General features: G+C 56.4%; 12 protein-coding genes. 4 read left to right on the top strand and 8 right to left on the bottom strand.

All coding sequences use genetic code 11. The features are described from left to right. Positions 1-525 precede the first annotated feature (525 nt). Genes EI293_RS20955 through EI293_RS20945 form a run of 3 tightly spaced genes read left to right on the top strand, consistent with a single transcriptional unit; the run spans position 526 to position 3,323 of the window. Positions 526-2,262, top strand: a complete 1,737-nt coding sequence (locus tag EI293_RS20955; RefSeq protein WP_125440514.1) for a hypothetical protein — start codon at positions 526-528, stop codon at positions 2,260-2,262. Further along, positions 2,259-2,990 carry a hypothetical protein gene (locus tag EI293_RS20950; RefSeq protein ID WP_125440513.1) on the top strand — a complete coding sequence of 244 codons (732 nt, stop codon included), beginning with the start codon at positions 2,259-2,261 and terminating at the stop codon, positions 2,988-2,990. The genes EI293_RS20955 and EI293_RS20950 overlap by 4 nt, the downstream gene beginning before the upstream one ends. Before the next feature lie 24 nt (positions 2,991-3,014). Then, positions 3,015-3,323 carry a hypothetical protein gene (locus EI293_RS20945; RefSeq protein ID WP_125440512.1) on the top strand — a complete coding sequence of 103 codons (309 nt, stop codon included), beginning with the start codon at positions 3,015-3,017 and terminating at the stop codon, positions 3,321-3,323. 312 nt (positions 3,324-3,635) lie between these two features. On the opposite strand, the gene EI293_RS20940 is transcribed toward EI293_RS20945, so the two are convergent. The 8 genes from EI293_RS20940 to EI293_RS20905 form a co-directional block, all read right to left on the bottom strand. Beyond that, positions 3,636-3,971: a nucleotide pyrophosphohydrolase gene (locus EI293_RS20940; RefSeq protein WP_125440511.1), complete on the bottom strand. Its 336-nt coding sequence runs from the start codon at positions 3,969-3,971 to the stop codon at positions 3,636-3,638. Next, positions 3,964-6,003 carry a tetratricopeptide repeat protein gene (locus EI293_RS20935; RefSeq protein ID WP_125440510.1) on the bottom strand — a complete coding sequence of 680 codons (2,040 nt, stop codon included), beginning with the start codon at positions 6,001-6,003 and terminating at the stop codon, positions 3,964-3,966. Before EI293_RS20935 ends, EI293_RS20940 begins: the two co-directional genes overlap by 8 nt. A 193-nt stretch (positions 6,004-6,196) precedes the next feature. Next, complete coding sequence (gene drmB, locus EI293_RS20930; protein WP_125440509.1) at positions 6,197-8,131, bottom strand: DUF1998 domain-containing protein; 1,935 nt, start codon at positions 8,129-8,131, stop codon at positions 6,197-6,199. After that, positions 8,128-11,742, bottom strand: coding sequence for a helicase-related protein (locus tag EI293_RS20925; protein ID WP_125440508.1), 3,615 nt, complete (start codon positions 11,740-11,742; stop codon positions 8,128-8,130). The genes drmB and EI293_RS20925 overlap by 4 nt, the downstream gene beginning before the upstream one ends. Positions 11,743-11,772: 30 nt before the next feature. Beyond that, positions 11,773-13,509 carry a nuclease-related domain-containing DEAD/DEAH box helicase gene (locus EI293_RS20920; protein ID WP_262706539.1) on the bottom strand — a complete coding sequence of 579 codons (1,737 nt, stop codon included), beginning with the start codon at positions 13,507-13,509 and terminating at the stop codon, positions 11,773-11,775. 34 nt (positions 13,510-13,543) lie between these two features. Further along, entirely contained in the window at positions 13,544-15,100 is a 1,557-nt protein-coding gene (locus EI293_RS20915; RefSeq protein ID WP_125440506.1) for a hypothetical protein, read from the bottom strand. After that, the gene (locus EI293_RS20910; RefSeq protein WP_125440505.1) at positions 15,100-16,104 is read right to left on the bottom strand and encodes a hypothetical protein; all 1,005 of its coding nucleotides are present in this window, start codon (positions 16,102-16,104) and stop codon (positions 15,100-15,102) included. Before EI293_RS20910 ends, EI293_RS20915 begins: the two co-directional genes overlap by 1 nt. 372 nt (positions 16,105-16,476) lie before the next feature. Beyond that, positions 16,477-16,905 (bottom strand): hypothetical protein, encoded by a 429-nt coding sequence (locus EI293_RS20905; RefSeq protein ID WP_125440504.1) that lies wholly within the window; start codon positions 16,903-16,905, stop codon positions 16,477-16,479. A 110-nt stretch (positions 16,906-17,015) separates the two neighbouring features. Between EI293_RS20905 and EI293_RS20900 the strand changes: the two genes are divergently transcribed. After that, positions 17,016-17,456: a very short patch repair endonuclease gene (locus tag EI293_RS20900; protein ID WP_125440503.1), complete on the top strand. Its 441-nt coding sequence runs from the start codon at positions 17,016-17,018 to the stop codon at positions 17,454-17,456. Positions 17,457-17,500 lie beyond the last annotated feature (44 nt).

Raw genomic sequence — 17,500 nt, 5'->3', positions numbered from 1 at the left:
AAGGCAGCTCAGGGGTGTAATCGACCTTAAGATTTAAAATTCAGCGGCTTGCTATACATATAAGCTTTTAAATTAATCTTGCACCGAAGCGTTGATGCGTCCATAGAAAGCAAGTTCGGGTCACAGATAATAAGGGTATGGCGTCGATCTCTACTTGTCGCCATGTTAAACACATAGTGTTTTAGGAGGTGAGCCGTTTTATTGTGAGGGAGGATAAGCACACGTCCATATTATGCCCTGAACGCGTGAGGTCGTTTTAATCAGGGTATGCTGGTAGCATCCGTCAGCCAACCCAGGGTCGTCCAAGAAAGTGCTATCTCAACCATAGCAGAAGCGGGCCTTGTAGCCGCCTATATTACTTATCTGCAATTGCACCTACTAGTTTAGCAACGATCATTCTAAAGCCATCTCTAACAGGTGCTGCTATATGTGTCAGCGATGCCTGATTTGCCACTGCCTTGAGAAGCGTCAAGAGTTGCACGCCAATATTTTGTTTATATATTCATATAAAAACACTTCCACTTTATGAGATACACCCTATTTCTGTCTATATGGATGTTTTGCGCATTGGGCGCTCGGGCCCAGACACCTTATGATTCTGAGGGCCTTATAAAGTATGATTACCTGACCCACAAAACCGATAAGCCTATTCCGTTTGACCGATCCTTTACCCTAACTATCGAGCACCTGACGGTCAAAGACGTGCTGGACGTACATGCTTACGAGTCCAGGTATGCGCACGGCAGGCGGCAACTGGTCATGACCGTTATTGACCCTGCGACAGGCGAGGGTGTTACGAGTAAGCAGAAAGCTGTGGAGGAAGCCCAGTTAACCTTGGAGGCGAAAGCTAAGGCTGCCGATGGGGTGCCTCTAACAGCGGAGGAAATTAAGGCAGCGGCTAAGCCAGCCAGGACTTTGCGGGCTGTGAAAGACGTGGCCTTAACCTATCACGTTACTGCTACGGGCATCGACATCTTCTTTCCCCCTCTAAAGCCCAACAAGGTATTTGACATTGAGATTATACAGAAGTTCTCGCCGGATAACTCGACCGCGCTTCTCGATGTGAATGCGTTACTACAGCAAAGCAAGACCGACCCGGCCCGTGTGGCCGAAAAGAAAATGGAACCGGTTGCCAAGCGCAAGTACGACCAGTTGGCAGGCCAAGTCCTCAACGCCGACCTGCAACGAACGGCGCTGGACTTCGATTACGCTGAGTACAGTACATTCTACCAGGCTACCCTGGATACCGTTTACACCCGTTTATCCAACCCAGCGAAGTTTGACGTCGCGGCACCACTTACCCAAGCGCAAATCCAGGCGATGGGCATAGCGGTCAAGATGGCGAAGCTCGGATTCCAGCGGGTAGGGGACGGCCTGGAACTGCTTGCCGGTACTCGCTACCGAGATATGCAACTCGGGCTGCTTAATGCCACCAGATTGTATCAGGACCAGCCTACGGAGATGGAATATTTGCACAGGCGCTTACAAAACCTGGAAGCGAACATCGCTTACTGCGATAGTTTGCAGCAGCTGGTAGACGCGGCAATTGTCAGTGGCAGCACGCCTGTGCCAGTCGTCCTAAGAAGCGCCCGGCAGGTCGTCTCAGACATACGCGCTGGGATGCGCAAAAATTACGGACGACTGGCGAGTGGCGGGAAAACCATCCAAAGCTTAATTGATAAGACGGATAAAATACTGCAAAGCACGACGCTGGTCGGTGGCACGGTGGCCAGTGACTTGAAGACTGCTGGGGGCAACGTCCTTTTCCTTGATGCTGGTCTGACCAACATAGCTGTGCCTAATCTCCGTGATGAGTTGGTGTACCTACCACGCCTGTACTGGGGTGTAAACATTTACTTCCGCCCAATCGACAAAAACACGCGGCGTAATCGGTTTCCCAAATATTTTGACCCGCCCTTAAAGACCGGAGGCAATGACTCGCAGGGGTATGGCCCGGATTACGGCTTCGTAACGCGCAACTCAGTCTGGCAGCACCTCTCGCTTAATCTAGGCTTTACGCTGGGTACCCTGCCCAACAGCGAATTCGACAACCTGTACAACAACATGTCGCTCCTAGTCGGGCCGGCCTACCGGTTCCGGCGGGCATTCAAGGTCAGCGGCGGGCTGGCCCTGCTCAAGCGCACTTCCAAGCACCCGGAGACGTCCAACAAGGTCGTTACGCCAGGCATGTACCTGTCACTCTCCACCGACATTGATTTCATCCAAGGGCTGAAGGATGTCACTTCCCTTCTATTTAAATGAAACAGCTCGTTTTTCTGTTCCTTGCCGCCGGCCTGCTGACCGGGTGCGAAAAAGATGTACCTGTGGGGGACGTGCTGCAAGCTTTTACCGTGAGCCCCCGCACCTTGGAAGCTGATGGGCAATCTACGGCGGAGGTTAGCGTGAAACTGCCGCCCGAAACCAGTGCGGATCGGCGCAACGTGGTGTTCACCGCTGGGAAGGGATTGTTTTCCCCGGCAGGCACAGCCAAGTACACGGCCAAAGCCGAGTTCATCAACGGAGAGTTGATCGCCAAAGCCACCTTGCGCATGCCCCTGCAGCCCGGCTCCGTTGAGGTGACCGCCCAACTCGAGTACGACAGCCCCGTGCAGGAGTACGCGCTGAAGGACGTTATCGAAGCCACCCCTTCAGTACCCGCCTCCCTGGTTATTGAGCCAAACCGCTTCGGTTTGGGCACCAACTTTACCGGTGAAGTGCGGCTGGTGGGGACGCTGCGTAATACGCAGCGGCGAAACGTGTCGACGGGTAACCGGGTTTTGTTTGAAGACTTTCTGCCTAGCGGCACCCGGGCCAACGGACGGTTTCGCAATAACCAGCTCCAGTCGAACGACACGTCCCGGGTAAGTACAGTCTATGCGGCCTCAGCCTACCCACTTGGCACAACCATCAAAGTCCGGGGCACAGTGCTCGACGCGAATGGCCTTAAAACCCGGGTGGCGGATTCCGTCCTGCTCACCGTCAACTTTTAATCCATCATTAACCTGATAAATCGTATGGCCAGACTCACCGCCGAGCAGCAGCACGAGGTGCAAGAGCTCTTGAAAAAGCTTCCCTTGTTGGAGCTCATCAACCAGCACTTACAGGACCAACACCAGGGAGGGGAGTATGAAGTAGTAGCGATTCAGGTTCAGCCTAAAGCGGCGGTGGCGAACATTGCCGCCGAAGAAGTAGGCTTGATTGCCCCAGCAGTAAAAAGCTTAGTCGCTGATGCCCCCAGAAGCTGCCGCTGCCCGCACGGACGCACGGGCGTGAGTGTTGTCAGCCGCAACGGGAGTATCCGTTGCCGGTGCACACACTCTTAGTGAATTAAGCTAACCGCACCCACTAACTTGGTATCCGCTTTAAGACCCTGGAACTAGGAATCGGCCCCCACCAGCCCGGTGGACAAGTTCTTGCTCGTTGGGTTTGCCGTCATAGGGGAGTTAGATCGTGCGAGCACCCTCCAGAAAACCAACGCCGGCCATCAGCTGGCGTTTGCGCAGGCAATCACATTGAACGACGAAAAGGAACTCCACCCCGAGAGCTTGGCAAGAGTAAAAAAACATTGGCAAATAGGCTAAGGGAATTTTTAATCCCACTGCTTTAAGCACAAGCCAATAAGGATTCGGCAGCTATCATGACAGTTGGTCATACTTGGTGGCTGATCCTTTCGCTTTGTCGGCCGGATACCTCTCCGCGTTGCGGGCAAGCTTTTCGCGCATCAGCTCGGCAATGTCCCAGTCGTATTTGTCGGCCAATTGAAAAGCGTAGAGCAGCACGTCGGCGAGCTCCTCCCGGACCTTATCGGGACTGGCCTGCTCAGCCGTCTTCCACAGGAACTGCTCGTTGAGCTCGGCGGCCTCAATGCTCAGGGCCAGCGCCAGGTCCTTGGCGTTGTGAAACTGCGCCCAGTCCCGCTCGTCGCGGAACTGGCGCAGCTGCTCCAGCAGCTCGTCGATGGGGCTACTCATCCTTTCCTTTGTGCATGGCCCGGGCCATTTCCAGCTCCTTGCCAAAGTCCAGCCCGGTATCCAGGCTGGGGTCCAGCTGCCGGAAGCCGGTGTACATGCCGGTGAGCAGGTGCAAAGCCGAGTACTTTTTGCCCGGTACCGAGGCCAAGTTGTACTTCTGAGCGGAGTCCTTTGGGTCCAGGCCGGAGCGGCCCAGCATGGCAATCTCAAAGGTGATGTCCTGCACCTGCTGGCGCGACTTGCCGTCGAAGTGCTTGAGCCAGTCCAGGCAGTAAAACATGACGGCCATGCCGCCGGCGGGGCTGTCGGCAAAGGACATCTGGCCCTGGTGGGCGTCGGCGGGCTCGGGCTCATCGAGTCCCAAAGGGTCGCGCTCGATACGGGCCAGCAGGTCTTCGGGGGAGGCCTGCCCCGCTGGCTCGTCGGTGGGCGCCAGGAAGGGGGCCACGTCAGCAGAAGCCGATGACTGCTCCCGGCGTACTGTCGTCTCGTCCTTCAACTCAAAGTAAGCAGCCAGCCCCAGGTCTTCGCCCCAGTGCTGCACCAGCTCGTATTCCTCGCCGGGCTGCCGGTCGGCCCGGTATTCCTGGTATTCCGACCACAGCCGCTCGGCTTCCTTCACCTGCAGGGCCGGGGCTTTGAAGTCGGGCAGGGCATCGTAGCCAAACAAGTCCCGGAACTGTAGGGCCATCACCAGGTTGAGCACCGTGCTGGCCTTATGTACGGCCGGCGGAGAGTATTCCTGCGCATGCTTGTTGCGGACGGCTTCCGTTGCTTCGCGCAGCAGCTTGAGCAGGGAGAGGAACTGTAGGGGCCGGGCCTCGGGAAACTCCCGGTACAGGAAGTCCTCGATAAATAGGTCGATAGGCTGGTTGTACACCTGGCGCATCATCCCCTCGAAGAGCGAATTGATGTAGCTGGTAATGTTCTGCTCCGGGAAGCCGGTCTTCTGCAGCTTCTTGAGCTGAGGCTCGGCGGCCCGGATAAACTTCTCCTTGCTTTTGCCAGTGGTCGTGAACAACAGGTTGCCGTCCGCGGCCCGGGCCTGCAGGATGAAGTCCAGGTGCACTATCTCGTGCATGATCAGGTGCTCCACGGCCGGGTAACCGGGCTTGAAGCGCACCTGGTGGTAGCGGCGGCCGTAATTCTCGGCAATCTCCAGCTTGGCGGCCGTCGGAATGAGTGGGTCCTCATCCACGCGGATCTCCAGCCCGGCCCGGTCCTGTACCGCTTCCTGGTACTCGTTGGCAATGGCGAAGGTGTTGGTGCTGTTCAGGTACTGGGTGGCCGTCTCGGTGGCCAGAGCCAAGCTGGCCCGCAGGATGGGGTCGCCGGGGCGGGCGTTGCGCAGGGCACGCGTGGCCAAGTAAAACGCCGACGCGTAGTCGCGGCGTTGCTGGCTGACCATGGCCAGGGCATAAAGCGTGTTGGGGTAGTCGGGTTCGATTTCGTGGGCAATCTCGAAGTAGCGCTCGGCCTCCTGATGGCGGCCCAGCTGCATGAGGTTGCCGCCGATGTTGTTGATGGCAATGAAATCCTTGGGGTTTACCGCCAGGGCCTGGTCGTAAAAGGTCTTGGCGGATTTCAGATCGTCCTTCTGGCGGGCGTAGATGTTGCCCGCCATGATCAGGGCGTAGCCGTTGCGCGGATCCCAGCGCAGTGCGTCAATCAGAGCGTCCAGCGCTTCATCGGGCTGGCCCAGCTCGGAGAGTACCTGGCCCAGCACGCGGTGATACTCGGAGACGGTCGGATTTTGCTGGATGAGCTGCCGCAAACGCGGCAGGGCCCGTTGAAACTGGCGGGCCTCGCACTGGCGCAGCACCTTGTCGTACTCCGCTTTCTGGCTGCTGATGGCTTTGGTATCAATCTTTACTTCCACCACTGCCCCCTTGATAGTAACAGTGGGGCGGTAGGGGCCAAAGGTGTAGAAGTCGGTCAGGTGCTCAACGAGCTTTTCCGGGTTCTGGCCGAAGATCTCGGCGTCCGGGAAAAGGCTGTAAAGAAAGTCGTTGAGAGGATGTTGGATGATCATGTAAAGGGTCCCGGCTGATTGCTACAGGAGACAAAGGTACTTTAATCATCGAAGCAGGATTTGCCAATTACTGTCCGGATCATGGATTGCCAGGTCCAGGAAAGCTTCGTTCGCGTTGCTCAGGTCGCCATGCATGGATGGGTGAAACTCTGAAGGTGCTGATTTGTGGATACTGACTACATTTTGGCAGGTGTTATAGAAGAGCGGTGAAAAAGGAGCTGATGCCTTTTTCCTCCACCCCGATCACATGACCACGATCCAGAAACCGATTAAATTCCTCACACGAAGTTTCCGGTATCAGCGCGCAGTTGTGGCAGGCGGCCATGTTGCAGGAGTCCGGCCCCTGACCTGCCTCTCCGGCTTCCATACAGATCGGATCGGTGGCACACCACTCGGCCTGAGAGAGTGCCCGCCTGATGATGATCTCCAGATTAGCCGGCTCGCCGGAACGGACCAGTCCGCCCATGGTCCCATCCGAATCCCCGGCAGCGGTATAAATCAGCAGGCCTGCCATGGGCTTATCAGGGTCACTTGAAACGTAGAGACGTTCGCGCAGCGAGGCTGAGCTGTACCCACATTCAAATACCAGCTGGTTTATAAGCAGGTGGGCAAAGGTGTGGATCAAGACAAAGCGAGGTCCGTCCAGATGTCCTTCCTGGTATCGCATGGTACTCTCATAACGACTGTGAAGTTTATCGAACCGCTGGTTAAGGGGTGATCTGGCTTCGGAATCCTCATCTTTTCCCCAAACCCTGAGCTGATCCTCGTCGAACTGGATAAAGATGCCCTCCCCGTAGGTAAGCGAAGCGGGAAGCCAGTTTTCACTAGGTATGTCGGCAGCCTCGGGCACAGCCCGCAGCAGGTCTCGTTTCATTTCCGGGGTAAGCGCTGGCCCACCACCGGGCATTACGCGCGTGAATCCGGTCAGCACCCTCGTTTCCCGGAGCCGCTCGACCAGCATGACTTTGGAAAAACAGCTTCGGATTTCCTCGCTGTAGTTTTCCTGTCCAGGATCACGAATGGTCAGAAGTCTTCCCGAACGTTCCTTCAGCAGTACCTCGTACTCTTCCCGTCGGTAGGCCACTTCATCGGGATATTCGTTCCCTGGATCCGTGCCGGAATCGGAAGGTTTTTCGCGTAGGCCACAGACAATTCCGATGGCAGCGTCCAGGATCTCATCCGGTACCACATCTTCCCGAAGTTTCAGAACAGAACGAAACGTTTTCCGGGCCGGAGGGATCTTTAAAGCCCCCGACTTGATGGCGGGTCTAAGGTCCGCCAGGTCCGGGTCATTAACTTTTATAAGCAGTTCATCTGAGATGCCTGATCCTTCCGCCGGAGGAAGAAAGATGGAACTGACTGTGTCGCCAAAATACAGATTGGATGCGTTGAGCAAACTACCCTGTATGTGGCGCCCGCAGTCTCCTTTACCCTGGTCCCCCACTACTGCCCATGGCCGGGCACCCCGGCATGTGTAAAGGATACCATCCCCGGCCAGTGTGGTGCTAAGCCGTGTGGTCTGCTCATCACGATTGGATTCCAGAACGCCGCCCATATTGCGGGGGCTAACCGATCCACAGCTACAGCTTACCTGAATGCTGCTCAGTTCTGCGCCTCCCATTGCCTTTAACCGCATCGGCATGGTGCACGTAGGTTCAACCTGCCGGTGAACCCACTCCCGCCACGGGAAGTCACTCATATGTCCGTGGTCACACATCGCTACGAAGCGCACCTGAAACATTCTCACCTTTTTGCCTCCGGAGTGGTTTGTGGTGTTTTCACAGTAAACGGCCATGTCCGTAGTCGGGCTGGCCTGCCGCATCAGCCCGCAATAGGGCTCCGGACAGAAGTGCCAGGAGGGAAAGCGCTGTGAAGGAATGCTAAGCTTGGCATTCTTTTTCCGGCGGAGGTTGAAATCCGGCGGAAGCCGGAAATGATCCGTCCCCAAACGACGACTTAGTCTTGGTTCATCCACCCGAAAACTGTCAACATCGAGCGTGGGACTGTCAGCCGTCGAAGGAAACCACTTATCAATGGCGGAAGTAACATGCGTGATGCCCTTTTCATCCGTGAGCAACGCGCCGGAACCAAAGGGAGAAATCAGCTGACTGCGGCGAACCTGTGTCATATATGCAGGGAGTTAGAGTTTAAAATACCGGCCTTTAGGCTACAGGTAGCATCTACATTGCGCATGGACCCAGGCAGGGCCCACTGGCGATTACCTGAAACTGGTTCAGCCTCCCCGGCCGGATAGGTCAGACCGGGGGATAGAGTCTGAGCCTCTATGGTGTCCTGCCATGTCTGGGGCTGCCAGTCTTCCCACTCTGAGCGGCGAAGTGCCAGCATGGCAGACACCTCGCTCTCCGCACCGGGAGCAATGGTGCGCACCCGGGGCAGTATGATCCGATCCCGCAGCTCGTCAAGCGCTTTGCGTATTGGGATCATCTGATCCGGCGTTATACTGACTGGGAGGCGCTGCCGTACCCAGCAGATCATCAGGGCATGCAGTGCCCGGTCCAGGGCCGGCGGTGAGAAGGGGGTCAGACTTGTGGGCTCGACCTGCGCATATAGCCGTTCATGGTAGGAGCGAAACTGCTCAAAATGCGAACGGTCCCGGGGCTTGGAAGGCGAATACAGGGTAACTACTACCCCCGGCCGCTCCCAGGTACGACGCCCTACCCGGCCCGAAACCTGAATGTACTGAGCAGTCGTCTTCGGCTGCCCGACAATGGCCATCAGCGCCAGACGATCGATGTCCACGCCTACCTCGATGATGTTGGAGGCCAGGCAGACGTCCACGGGGCGATTACCACAGGGACGCTCCATGTCCTCAATGAAGCCAACTACTTCCTCACTGGTGACCCTGCCGGTAAGTTCCAGAACCTGCCAGAGCCTGCGACGCAGCCGCTTACCACCAGATTGCTCAGGCTCCCGTCGGGACTGCACCCGCAGGTATTCCCGGATATCAGACTGGAATAGCGTGCTTGCGCCGCCCAGTTCCCGCAGGCTGTTGTAAAAGAGCAGCAGCGACCACCACGGGTCCTTTGCCTGATCGGAGCCGAAGCGGGTGGGAGAATGAAGCAGACTGGAAAAAGTGCGAACCTGTGCAGTCTGCAGCGAGCCGAGGCCGGGAGCATGAACGCCGACATGAATTCTTCCTGGCATTGCCTGCCCATTCACATTCAGGGAAGGAGCCGAGAAAAATGAGTCGGTGTGAACTAGGCCGGGCGGAGGGAACAGCGTTACCTGCTCCCGGGCGTACAGGTTTTTTATCTGCTCGCGGTAGCGCCTGACCGTTGCCGTGGAACTAATGATCTTGGGACGTACCGCGCTGCCGGTCCGACGGTCAGTGCACAGTTCCTCAATCACCCCTTCGTAGAGGCCCACGATGGAGCCAAGCGGACCGGCAATCAGATGAAGCTCGTCCTGTATGATGAGTCCGGGTGGACTTACTATTCTATGCCCGTCCGCATCGATTCCGAATAAGCTCCGGGCTTCCGGCCGGGCCGCGAGCTGGGCGAATTTATCTACCGTGCCGATAACCAGGGTGGGGCGCAGCTCATAGATATCCTCGTCCACGACGTATACCGGCAGAGTGCGGGAGGACGCGGAGCTGAAGTGGCAGCCCGCGTCCGGACAGGCAAATACCACCGTACGTTGAATACCGTCGCCGACTGCTTCCTGCTGGTAGCCCAGCACAAAATCGGCTGGAGCTGCGGCCATGCCCCTGCCCCGGCCAGCCCGGGCAGCCCGGGCAGGAAAGCCCGTAATGGCTGAGGCGCGAACCCCCATGCGTGCGTTGCACCAGGGGCAACGGCTGATGAGTAACGGATTTTTCGCTGTGCCTGCATTGCGACCCGTTAGTTCCTGCAGAGCTTTCAGCGCACCTGCCCGCCAGTTCGGCGTGGTTTCCCCGCCCAGCCAGAGACCAATGGAAACTACAGGAGCACCATTCAGCCGTTGGTCGGGGCTACGGGCGCGCAGCCACTCCATGGCACAGATCAGACGTGCCGCACGCTGGAACTGCTGAGCAGTCAACAGCCGCAGGGTATACCGCATCAGGATGTGTGTGCCCTGTAGTTCGCTATCCGGCGCCGTGAGGTAGCGGTAAAAAACGGCAAAGGCGGAAAGGCCCAGATAAGCTTCCGTTTTCCCGCCGCCCGTGGGAAACCAGATCAACTCTACATTCTCCCGCTGCAAATCGTCCCCCACAACGGCGGAGCGCAGGTTCATCAGGATAAACGCCAGCTGAAACGGACGCCAGTTGCCCCGCGTGCCGCCGGTCTCCGTCAGGTCAGGATCTGTAAAGGGGGCAAACGTCAGCTTTGCTTCGGCTTCATTCCATCGGGGTTCTCTCAGCGAGCCTCCCCGGCGCTGCTGGAGCAGGATTGCATGATTGGCCAAACGGAAGGCTTCTGCTGCCTCCTTATCCTGTCCCAGCCATTCAAGTCCCTCCCGCATGCGCTGTAGGCATTTCTCTGCCTCCTTCAGGTTGGAATTGGCAGCCGGCCGGAAGTGCGCGGCCAAGCCCTTAACTTCGGCGTGCCGATCGGCAATCCATTTCCCATACAGTTCAAGCAGGTTCCGTACGTCACTTAACCCGTCTTCACCGGGAGTCAGTCCAGCCAGCGGAGCCATGGGAATACTCAGCACAGCCCATTCGCCGGATTCATTCGGCATGCGGATGTCAGGAGTAAGTGCTGCCACCTCACATTGAGGCAGCATATCCGTTTTAACCGTCAGGGCTGCCCCCGACAGCGGTTCCGCCGTCCAGTCAGCCGCACAGCCGTGCCCGATGGCAAAAATGTGCTGGTTACGATAAAGCAGGGCCATGGAGGCTTCCTCTTCCCGGGCTGCCCTATCCAGGTGTCCCTCGCTTACTCCGGCTACGCTTGGATAGGGCAGTATCCGGGCTACGGGCTCTTCTCCGATAAGGATCCGAACTAGCATTTCAGCCTGAAACAGCGCCTTGCTGTCCTGTCCCCTTCTTTCTCCCGCTAAGGTGCGGTTAGTCAGAGCTACAGTCAGCAAGCGTATGTTATCCTTCTCCTGCCGGCGCGAGATTATCTGCACCTCCAGCTGCAACTGATCGCTGGTGAATTTAATTGTTTTCCGATACGTCGCATGTGGTCCGCACAGCTCCTCAGCGGCAATATGATCCAGAGTAATTTCGACCCCATGTCGATGCCACGTTGTGCCGGGCGCCGAAAGATCCTTCTGATTCTCATTCTCTTCACAGGCCTGTTTCCGATCAGCGGGCTCCTGCGCTGTGGTCGCACTGCCATCAACGGAGGCAATGGAACTTCCTGGCAAAGGACGCACGCGATTATAGCGCCCCCCGGCCACGTGAACTGCCAGTGCCATGCCTGGCATTATGTCTGCTACAAAGCTCAGCGCCATGCTGGAAGGCCGCCGGGCGTTTGCCAGTGTCAGGTCAAATTCACCATCGTCATCCGGTGCGTCGTCGTCCGGCGTTGAACTTTCCTCACCACCCACCCGCCGGAAGGTCACTTCCTCCTCATCAGCTTCTTCTTCCTTCTCATCCTCCGGCTCGTTCTGCGTGGGATTGGTGCCTTCAAATGCAGATGCCCCGATCGGGTAAAGGATGCCTACCCCGTACCGGCCTCCCGGTCTTTCACGGATAAGGGTTTCAGTCTCCGAGGGCTGTTCCGGACCGACCAGTTCCAGCCGAAGCGAACGCAGCAGTTTAGTGCGGTTGGCAGTGTTTTCAACAAGCATAATTAATGGCGGAGAAGCTCTGTAGGTTGGTTAGCGTAATTTCAGCGCTTTGATAAGGCCGGGGCTGACTTTCTCATCCATCAGCAGAAAAAGCTGATTGCGGGCTCTGGAGGCTGCTATATAGAAAAGCGCCACACCCTGCTGCCCCTCCAGTTCCCGAATATCAGTCACCACTACCACAGGGGCCTCCATGCCCTTGAAACTCTGGATGGTAGTGTAGGCGACCCGGTCATTGACCTTTCCCGGTGCACCAAACTGCAGCCTTTCTGCCCACTCCTGCTGCCCGGCAAGAACTGTAGCGGCGCAGCTCTCTTGGCCAAGTGGAGAAAGTATCACAATGTCCTGCGGCTGGTAGTGCACGCTGAGGAGTTCGCTGAGAATGTCACTTAGCCGGTTGATCTGCTGTTTGGCATTGGAATAAAACTGCATATCCGGGTCCACGCTCTGGCCGTCATCCGGTCGGAGGTGAGAGGCATAACCCGGTTTCAACCCTGAGTACTTCTGCACAAATGCACCAATCCGAGGGGTGTTGCGGCAGTTGTCCAGAAGCCGGTAAGGTGACCACATAATGTCAGGCCGCAGGTCACGCAGCGACTCCATGTCGGCCGTATCCGTCTGGTAAATATTCTGGGCAAAATCCCCGAAGAAGAGCCATTTCCCCCGGACAAGTCCCTGCGAAAGGCACAAATCGAGTATATCCAGGTACAGAGGGACCAGAAGGTCCTGAAATTCATCCACGACCAGCAGGTCGTACTGCCACTTGGCTGCGCCGGTCGCATCCACACTCAGGAGGGCATCAAGAGCCTGCTGAGGCAGCTGCTGTTTCCAGAAGTCGTCATTCCTGCCCGCTGCCCCGCCCGCCGGGATCTGAGCAACCCGCATCAGAAACCGGTGGAAGGTTCCGACTGTCAGGGCGGGGTTCTGGTCACCGAACTGCCGCTCCAGATAACTCCCCAGAAAACGGTTATAACACACGAACAGTACTTTCTTCCCCTCCAGCAGGGCCCGTCGCACCGCCTCAATGGCCAGCATGGTTTTACCCGTTCCGGCCGGCCCGTTGAAGAGCACCCTGGGATTGTCGGCCATGGCATCCAGGGCCTTCATCTGAACCTGGGTATAGTGCAGCACCTGCTCTTCCGATTCCAGCCGTCGAAGCTCCGGGGAGCGGAACACCTCAAAATCGGGACGCAGCAGCTGAACCAGTCGATCACACTGGCGACGGGTGGGTTCAGAGCCGTGTATGTCAAATCCGGGAATCCCCCGGTCCCGGATACGCCGGCGGATGTGGGATAAATTATCCAGCACCCAGCTGCGCAACCCGCGCAGCCGGATACCATGTGCGTCAATTACCTGCCATGGTTCCCATTCCGGGGAACGCAGGTCGAATCCCATCTGGGGAAAGGCAACGGCGGAACACAATGGTATTGCCGCCAGATCAGGCTGGCGCTGCGCGATGTATTTCCTTAGCGTGTGCATGCCCTCTGAGACCTGTTTAAAAGGGCTTAACTTCCGCTCCCTGGCTTTGCCGAACTCCCATTGTCCCTGGCTGACAGTGATTTCCTCATGGGACTTCACCTCAATACACAGTATGCCCTGCCCTGGAACGATGACAACGAAATCAATCTCGCCGGTGAGCCGGCGATGATGCCGGGCCAGATCAAGTGAGTGAAGAACCGTCCAGGCAATCGTGTCGGGATCATCCCGCAGCATTCTGAAAACTGTTTTCTCCCCGGGTGGGGCATCGCCCGGAACTACCGGGGGGTACATACGTGCCATATCTGATTTTACCGAAGTGTCAGTTTCAAAGGGCAAGGACCTGATTCAGCAGCCCCTGAGGAATTACTTCGATCGGCCCTGCATCGGCGGTGATCCGCATGAGGGTATATTCTACCCGGGTGCCTGGAATGGAGCGAACCATCCGGCCTTCCCGCTCCAGTTCAAGGGAATTAACCTTTCGGAAGAGACTGCGCACCTCAGAGGCAATGTGCACTCCGGCCCGCAGGTGGGCATTCTGCACCGCTGAGAGGCACCGCCAGTAATACTCCGTATCGGCACCCATCCCGACGTAGTCCAGTATAATGGCAAAATAGGCCGGGTTGTCGGGCCGGATAGTGCTGCCGTGAGCCCAGCCCCTGACATTTCCCTCTTCGGCGGAAAGGCAGCCGGCAGCTCGCAGCTCTGTGGCGACCCGGGCTAGGGTGCTGGAAGCAATTACCCCGGAAAGGGCCGCCTTCCAGGTCCGTTCACACTGCCGCAGCTCTTTACAGCGCCCCCCCATTACCCGATTGGCCTGTTGAATCACATAATCGCGATCATAGCCGGTACGAAGCATAACAAAATCTCCCGCCCGCAGCTCCGCCACCATTTTTTTGGTGAGTTCATATGCGGTGCTCATCCCCCATTCCTTTGCTCCTGGCTTGGCGTTCAGGTACACCGCGTGCATGCCCTCCAGCATATACAGACGTGCCTTGGCAGTTTCTCCAGCGCTCCCCTCGGAATTAAAGGCCTCTCTTTTAGCTGACAGCACATTCTCCAGCATATTCGGGCTGATCTCAAGCTCTGCCGTGGGTATAGCTGGGTGGGTCTGCATCAGGGGTTCTGCTGAAAGTGCGGGCTCCCCTGCGGCAAAATACTTTCTGCTGGTTTGGGACGCCTCCGGCGGGGTCCGCCGGGCCAGCGGGTGGTCTCCAAACCATGAAGCCACTTGGGGCTCCGCTGACATCCAGCTGAACAGAAAGTGGATAAACGTCCCTGCCCGACCGGACCTCAGCAGGTCGCCTGAATACCATTCCTCCAGTCCGAAAAAGCATACCTGATCGTAAACCGCGTTTCGCAGGTCTGCCGGCCACTTTACTACATCAACCATTACGGACAGCTCCGCTGTTACGCCTTCCAGCCAGGCGCGCACCCACGGCGCAAATCGTCCTTCCGGAACGGCCACCGCGACTCCTGTTCCTGGTTTCAGATCGCTCAGATAGGAATACAGAGCCTGCCCTGCCACACTCGCATGCTGATGGGAGAGTTCGTCAAGTATGCTCTCAAGCTGTTCAAAAATACGGGACAGCCCCTCGTCGTCCGTCAATACCGCCGCGTTGCTGAGCTGTGCGCCCAGCATTTCAGGAAAAATAAACGGGTCGTTTGGCGGGAGCGGAGTCGCCCGCAGACTGAAGAGGTAGCTTCTGAGTGCGGAGCGCAGCTTCCCGAAATGCTCTTCGGCTTCCAGTTCCCGCATGCGTACCGACAGATCCCGAATAAGATCCGCAAGCTGGCCGGTTATCGGATCGTAGACCGTAACCTGAAGGTTCTGAAAGCTGCTTGACCGCTCAATAATGGAATCCGCAAAGGCAAGTAAGTTCATCAGCGGTTGAGAAGGGACAGAGAGTTGCGGCGAAAGGCAATAACTTCCATCCCGGGGGGCGTGGGGCTTTCTCCCAGGCTGAAACCATCCTTTCGGACGGTAGCCGCATTCAGCAGATCGGAGACTACTTCCTGCGTCCCGAAATGATCATGTGTAGTAATAACCAAGTGGTGCGAATGAGGGAATCGTGATTTAAAACGAAACCAGGCGGTGTGACCGACAAAAATCACCACCCCCGGAGGAGTTCCCTGCAGCAGTACGGGCCGGCAGGGAGCGCGGTCCGTAAGAACCGCGGTCCTCCAGGCATTGCTGCTGTCCCGAATGCGCAGTACATCCTCAAGCCGGCCACTGACGTTTTCCTTGTCACTGAAACCGAAGCGGCTCTCACACTGGCTTATAAGATGAGAATGATTGCCGAAAAGCACACAGTCAGGCTGGCTGGTGGCGATGAAGTCCGGTAGCGGGTAGCCGTCAAGAAAACGGTTCAGAAATACGAGCTCACTGCTGACCCGGACACGGTTTCGCCGCAGGATAAATTCATCCTGGCTGACGTTGATTGGTCGAATGGCAAGCACCCTTCGCATATCTGCGGGGCAGTCGACTGAAACCAGCGTTACCGCTGGATGCGGGCTGGCCTTGGTGGCACGATTAAATGTCAGCTCAAGTCGCCTGCACGGACGGTTAGCTGCCATCCATCCTTGCTTTAGCTTGCCATTTCGGAAATAACTCACCGGTGTGAGCCCCTGCATGGTTAGCAGAAAGTCACCCCATTCTTTTGCAAGTGCGGGGCTGTGCGCAGGCTCCTCCAGCCGGCCCAGAATAAAGCCAAGTGCACAAAAGGGCGCGATAAAAAGATCTGTCGGGGCCATAACGCCCACCGTCACCAGGTCATTTTTTTCCGTCGCCAGCAGGCTTCCCAGTTCAGTAAAGTATTTCAGCCATTCTGGCAGAGGCTGCTGCTGACCATACAGTTCGTAAGTCAGCGGGGGCAGAGGACGGGGCATGAAGAAAAACCAGGTAAGGCTCAGACAATAAGTGTGACATTTATAAAAGCTGATCAGCACATACTACTGATTCAATCGATTCAATCGAATAATTCACCAATATTGGTATTCTTCCCTGATAAACAATGAGCCAACAGTAAAGTAATCATCCCGACTGCATTGTACCACAGGGCATAGACTCTCCCCTGTTTCTACTGTATTTGCTGGAATGCTTTGCTCATAACGCAGTGCCGCCTCAGTCCCTGCACATACCATAAGCCAGACACTGGTCAGACACTGGTTCTGCTATCAGCATCAGATCCAAATCAGGGTTCTGACTCCGGCTGCTCACATATTACAAAAACAGGATATTGCAGAGCTAATAGTTTTACACTAAAAACGCTCATCCAGATGCGTGGCACCATCAATAAACCATGTTGTTCTATGACCCTGAAAACGTAGGGTACAGGCAAATTCTGCTCGTTCGTGAGCATCCTGAAGAGAGTTTCCTACTACTTCGAACTCCTCCTCAATGTATGCGAGAGGACGGAATTCAGCCGGCAGATGCGGTCCGTCTTCACCCGTCACCCGGATGTGATATATCTGGTAACCATCCGGTAGCTGATCGGTGGCATATATCACCTCCAGTCCGCATATACGACACCGTAGCTCGACTTCAATCATAACACCATCTCGGGATAATACTTTTCCTGCTGAATGAGGCGTGACTTTTTGATCGTGCGTACATAACATCGGAATGAAGGTGGCAGTCTGGAAACCGGTACCGGTTACAGCAGGGGTGAGTTGCCGCTTATCTTTCATACAGCAGGAGAGAAATGTGTGATAAATATAAGGGTTTGGATGGCCTGCTTCCTGATGAACACAGAAAGAAAACGTCGCACCTTATGGTATTTTCGAACGTTTAACCAAATATGAGTGACGTTCACAGCGCTGCCACGCGGAGTTTCAATATGTCCCGTATCCGGGGCAAAAATACCAAACCTGAACTACTGGTACGGCAGTACCTGCACGCCCGCGGACTGCGTTACCGCCTGCATGCAAAGCACCTTCCCGGCAAACCTGACATGGTATTCTCCGGACTTCGTACTATAATTTTCGTACACGGCTGCTTCTGGCACCGCCACGAGAACTGCCGGTATTTTGTGGTGCCTAAAACCCGAACGGAATTCTGGGTGAATAAAATCGGACGCAATGTGACAAATGACGCAAGGCAGCAGGCTGAACTACAGAACCAAGGGTGGCGGGTGCTGACCGTATGGGAGTGTGAACTGAAGCCCCCTGTGCGGGAACGCACGCTGGAGCGGCTTTATTTTTCCCTGACTGCCCCCGGATCGGACGAACTTGAGCATTAAAAATGCTGGCACACAGCAGAAATTCCCGTACTTGTAATCTGCAA

Origin of the sequence: Hymenobacter perfusus (assembly GCF_003944765.1) — a bacterium.
Taxonomy (GTDB): Bacteria; Bacteroidota; Bacteroidia; order Cytophagales; family Hymenobacteraceae; genus Hymenobacter; species Hymenobacter perfusus.
The sequence above is the reverse complement of the archived record's forward strand: the minus strand, read 5'-3'. Positions and strand labels throughout refer to the sequence as shown.

Coding starts and splice junctions, on each gene's coding strand:
- EI293_RS20955 (WP_125440514.1), top strand. CDS start 526: ATGAGATACACCCTATTTCTGTCTATATGGATGTTTTGCGCATTGGGC.
- EI293_RS20940 (WP_125440511.1), bottom strand. CDS start 3,971: ATGAGTAGCCCCATCGACGAGCTGCTGGAGCAGCTGCGCCAGTTCCGC.
- EI293_RS20920 (WP_262706539.1), bottom strand. CDS start 13,509: ATGTACCCCCCGGTAGTTCCGGGCGATGCCCCACCCGGGGAGAAAACA.
- EI293_RS20910 (WP_125440505.1), bottom strand. CDS start 16,104: ATGCCCCGTCCTCTGCCCCCGCTGACTTACGAACTGTATGGTCAGCAG.
- EI293_RS20905 (WP_125440504.1), bottom strand. CDS start 16,905: ATGAAAGATAAGCGGCAACTCACCCCTGCTGTAACCGGTACCGGTTTC.
- EI293_RS20915 (WP_125440506.1), bottom strand. CDS start 15,100: ATGAACTTACTTGCCTTTGCGGATTCCATTATTGAGCGGTCAAGCAGC.
- EI293_RS20935 (WP_125440510.1), bottom strand. CDS start 6,003: ATGATCATCCAACATCCTCTCAACGACTTTCTTTACAGCCTTTTCCCG.
- EI293_RS20900 (WP_125440503.1), top strand. CDS start 17,016: ATGAGTGACGTTCACAGCGCTGCCACGCGGAGTTTCAATATGTCCCGT.
- EI293_RS20950 (WP_125440513.1), top strand. CDS start 2,259: ATGAAACAGCTCGTTTTTCTGTTCCTTGCCGCCGGCCTGCTGACCGGG.
- drmB (WP_125440509.1), bottom strand. CDS start 8,131: ATGACACAGGTTCGCCGCAGTCAGCTGATTTCTCCCTTTGGTTCCGGC.
- EI293_RS20945 (WP_125440512.1), top strand. CDS start 3,015: ATGGCCAGACTCACCGCCGAGCAGCAGCACGAGGTGCAAGAGCTCTTG.
- EI293_RS20925 (WP_125440508.1), bottom strand. CDS start 11,742: ATGCTTGTTGAAAACACTGCCAACCGCACTAAACTGCTGCGTTCGCTT.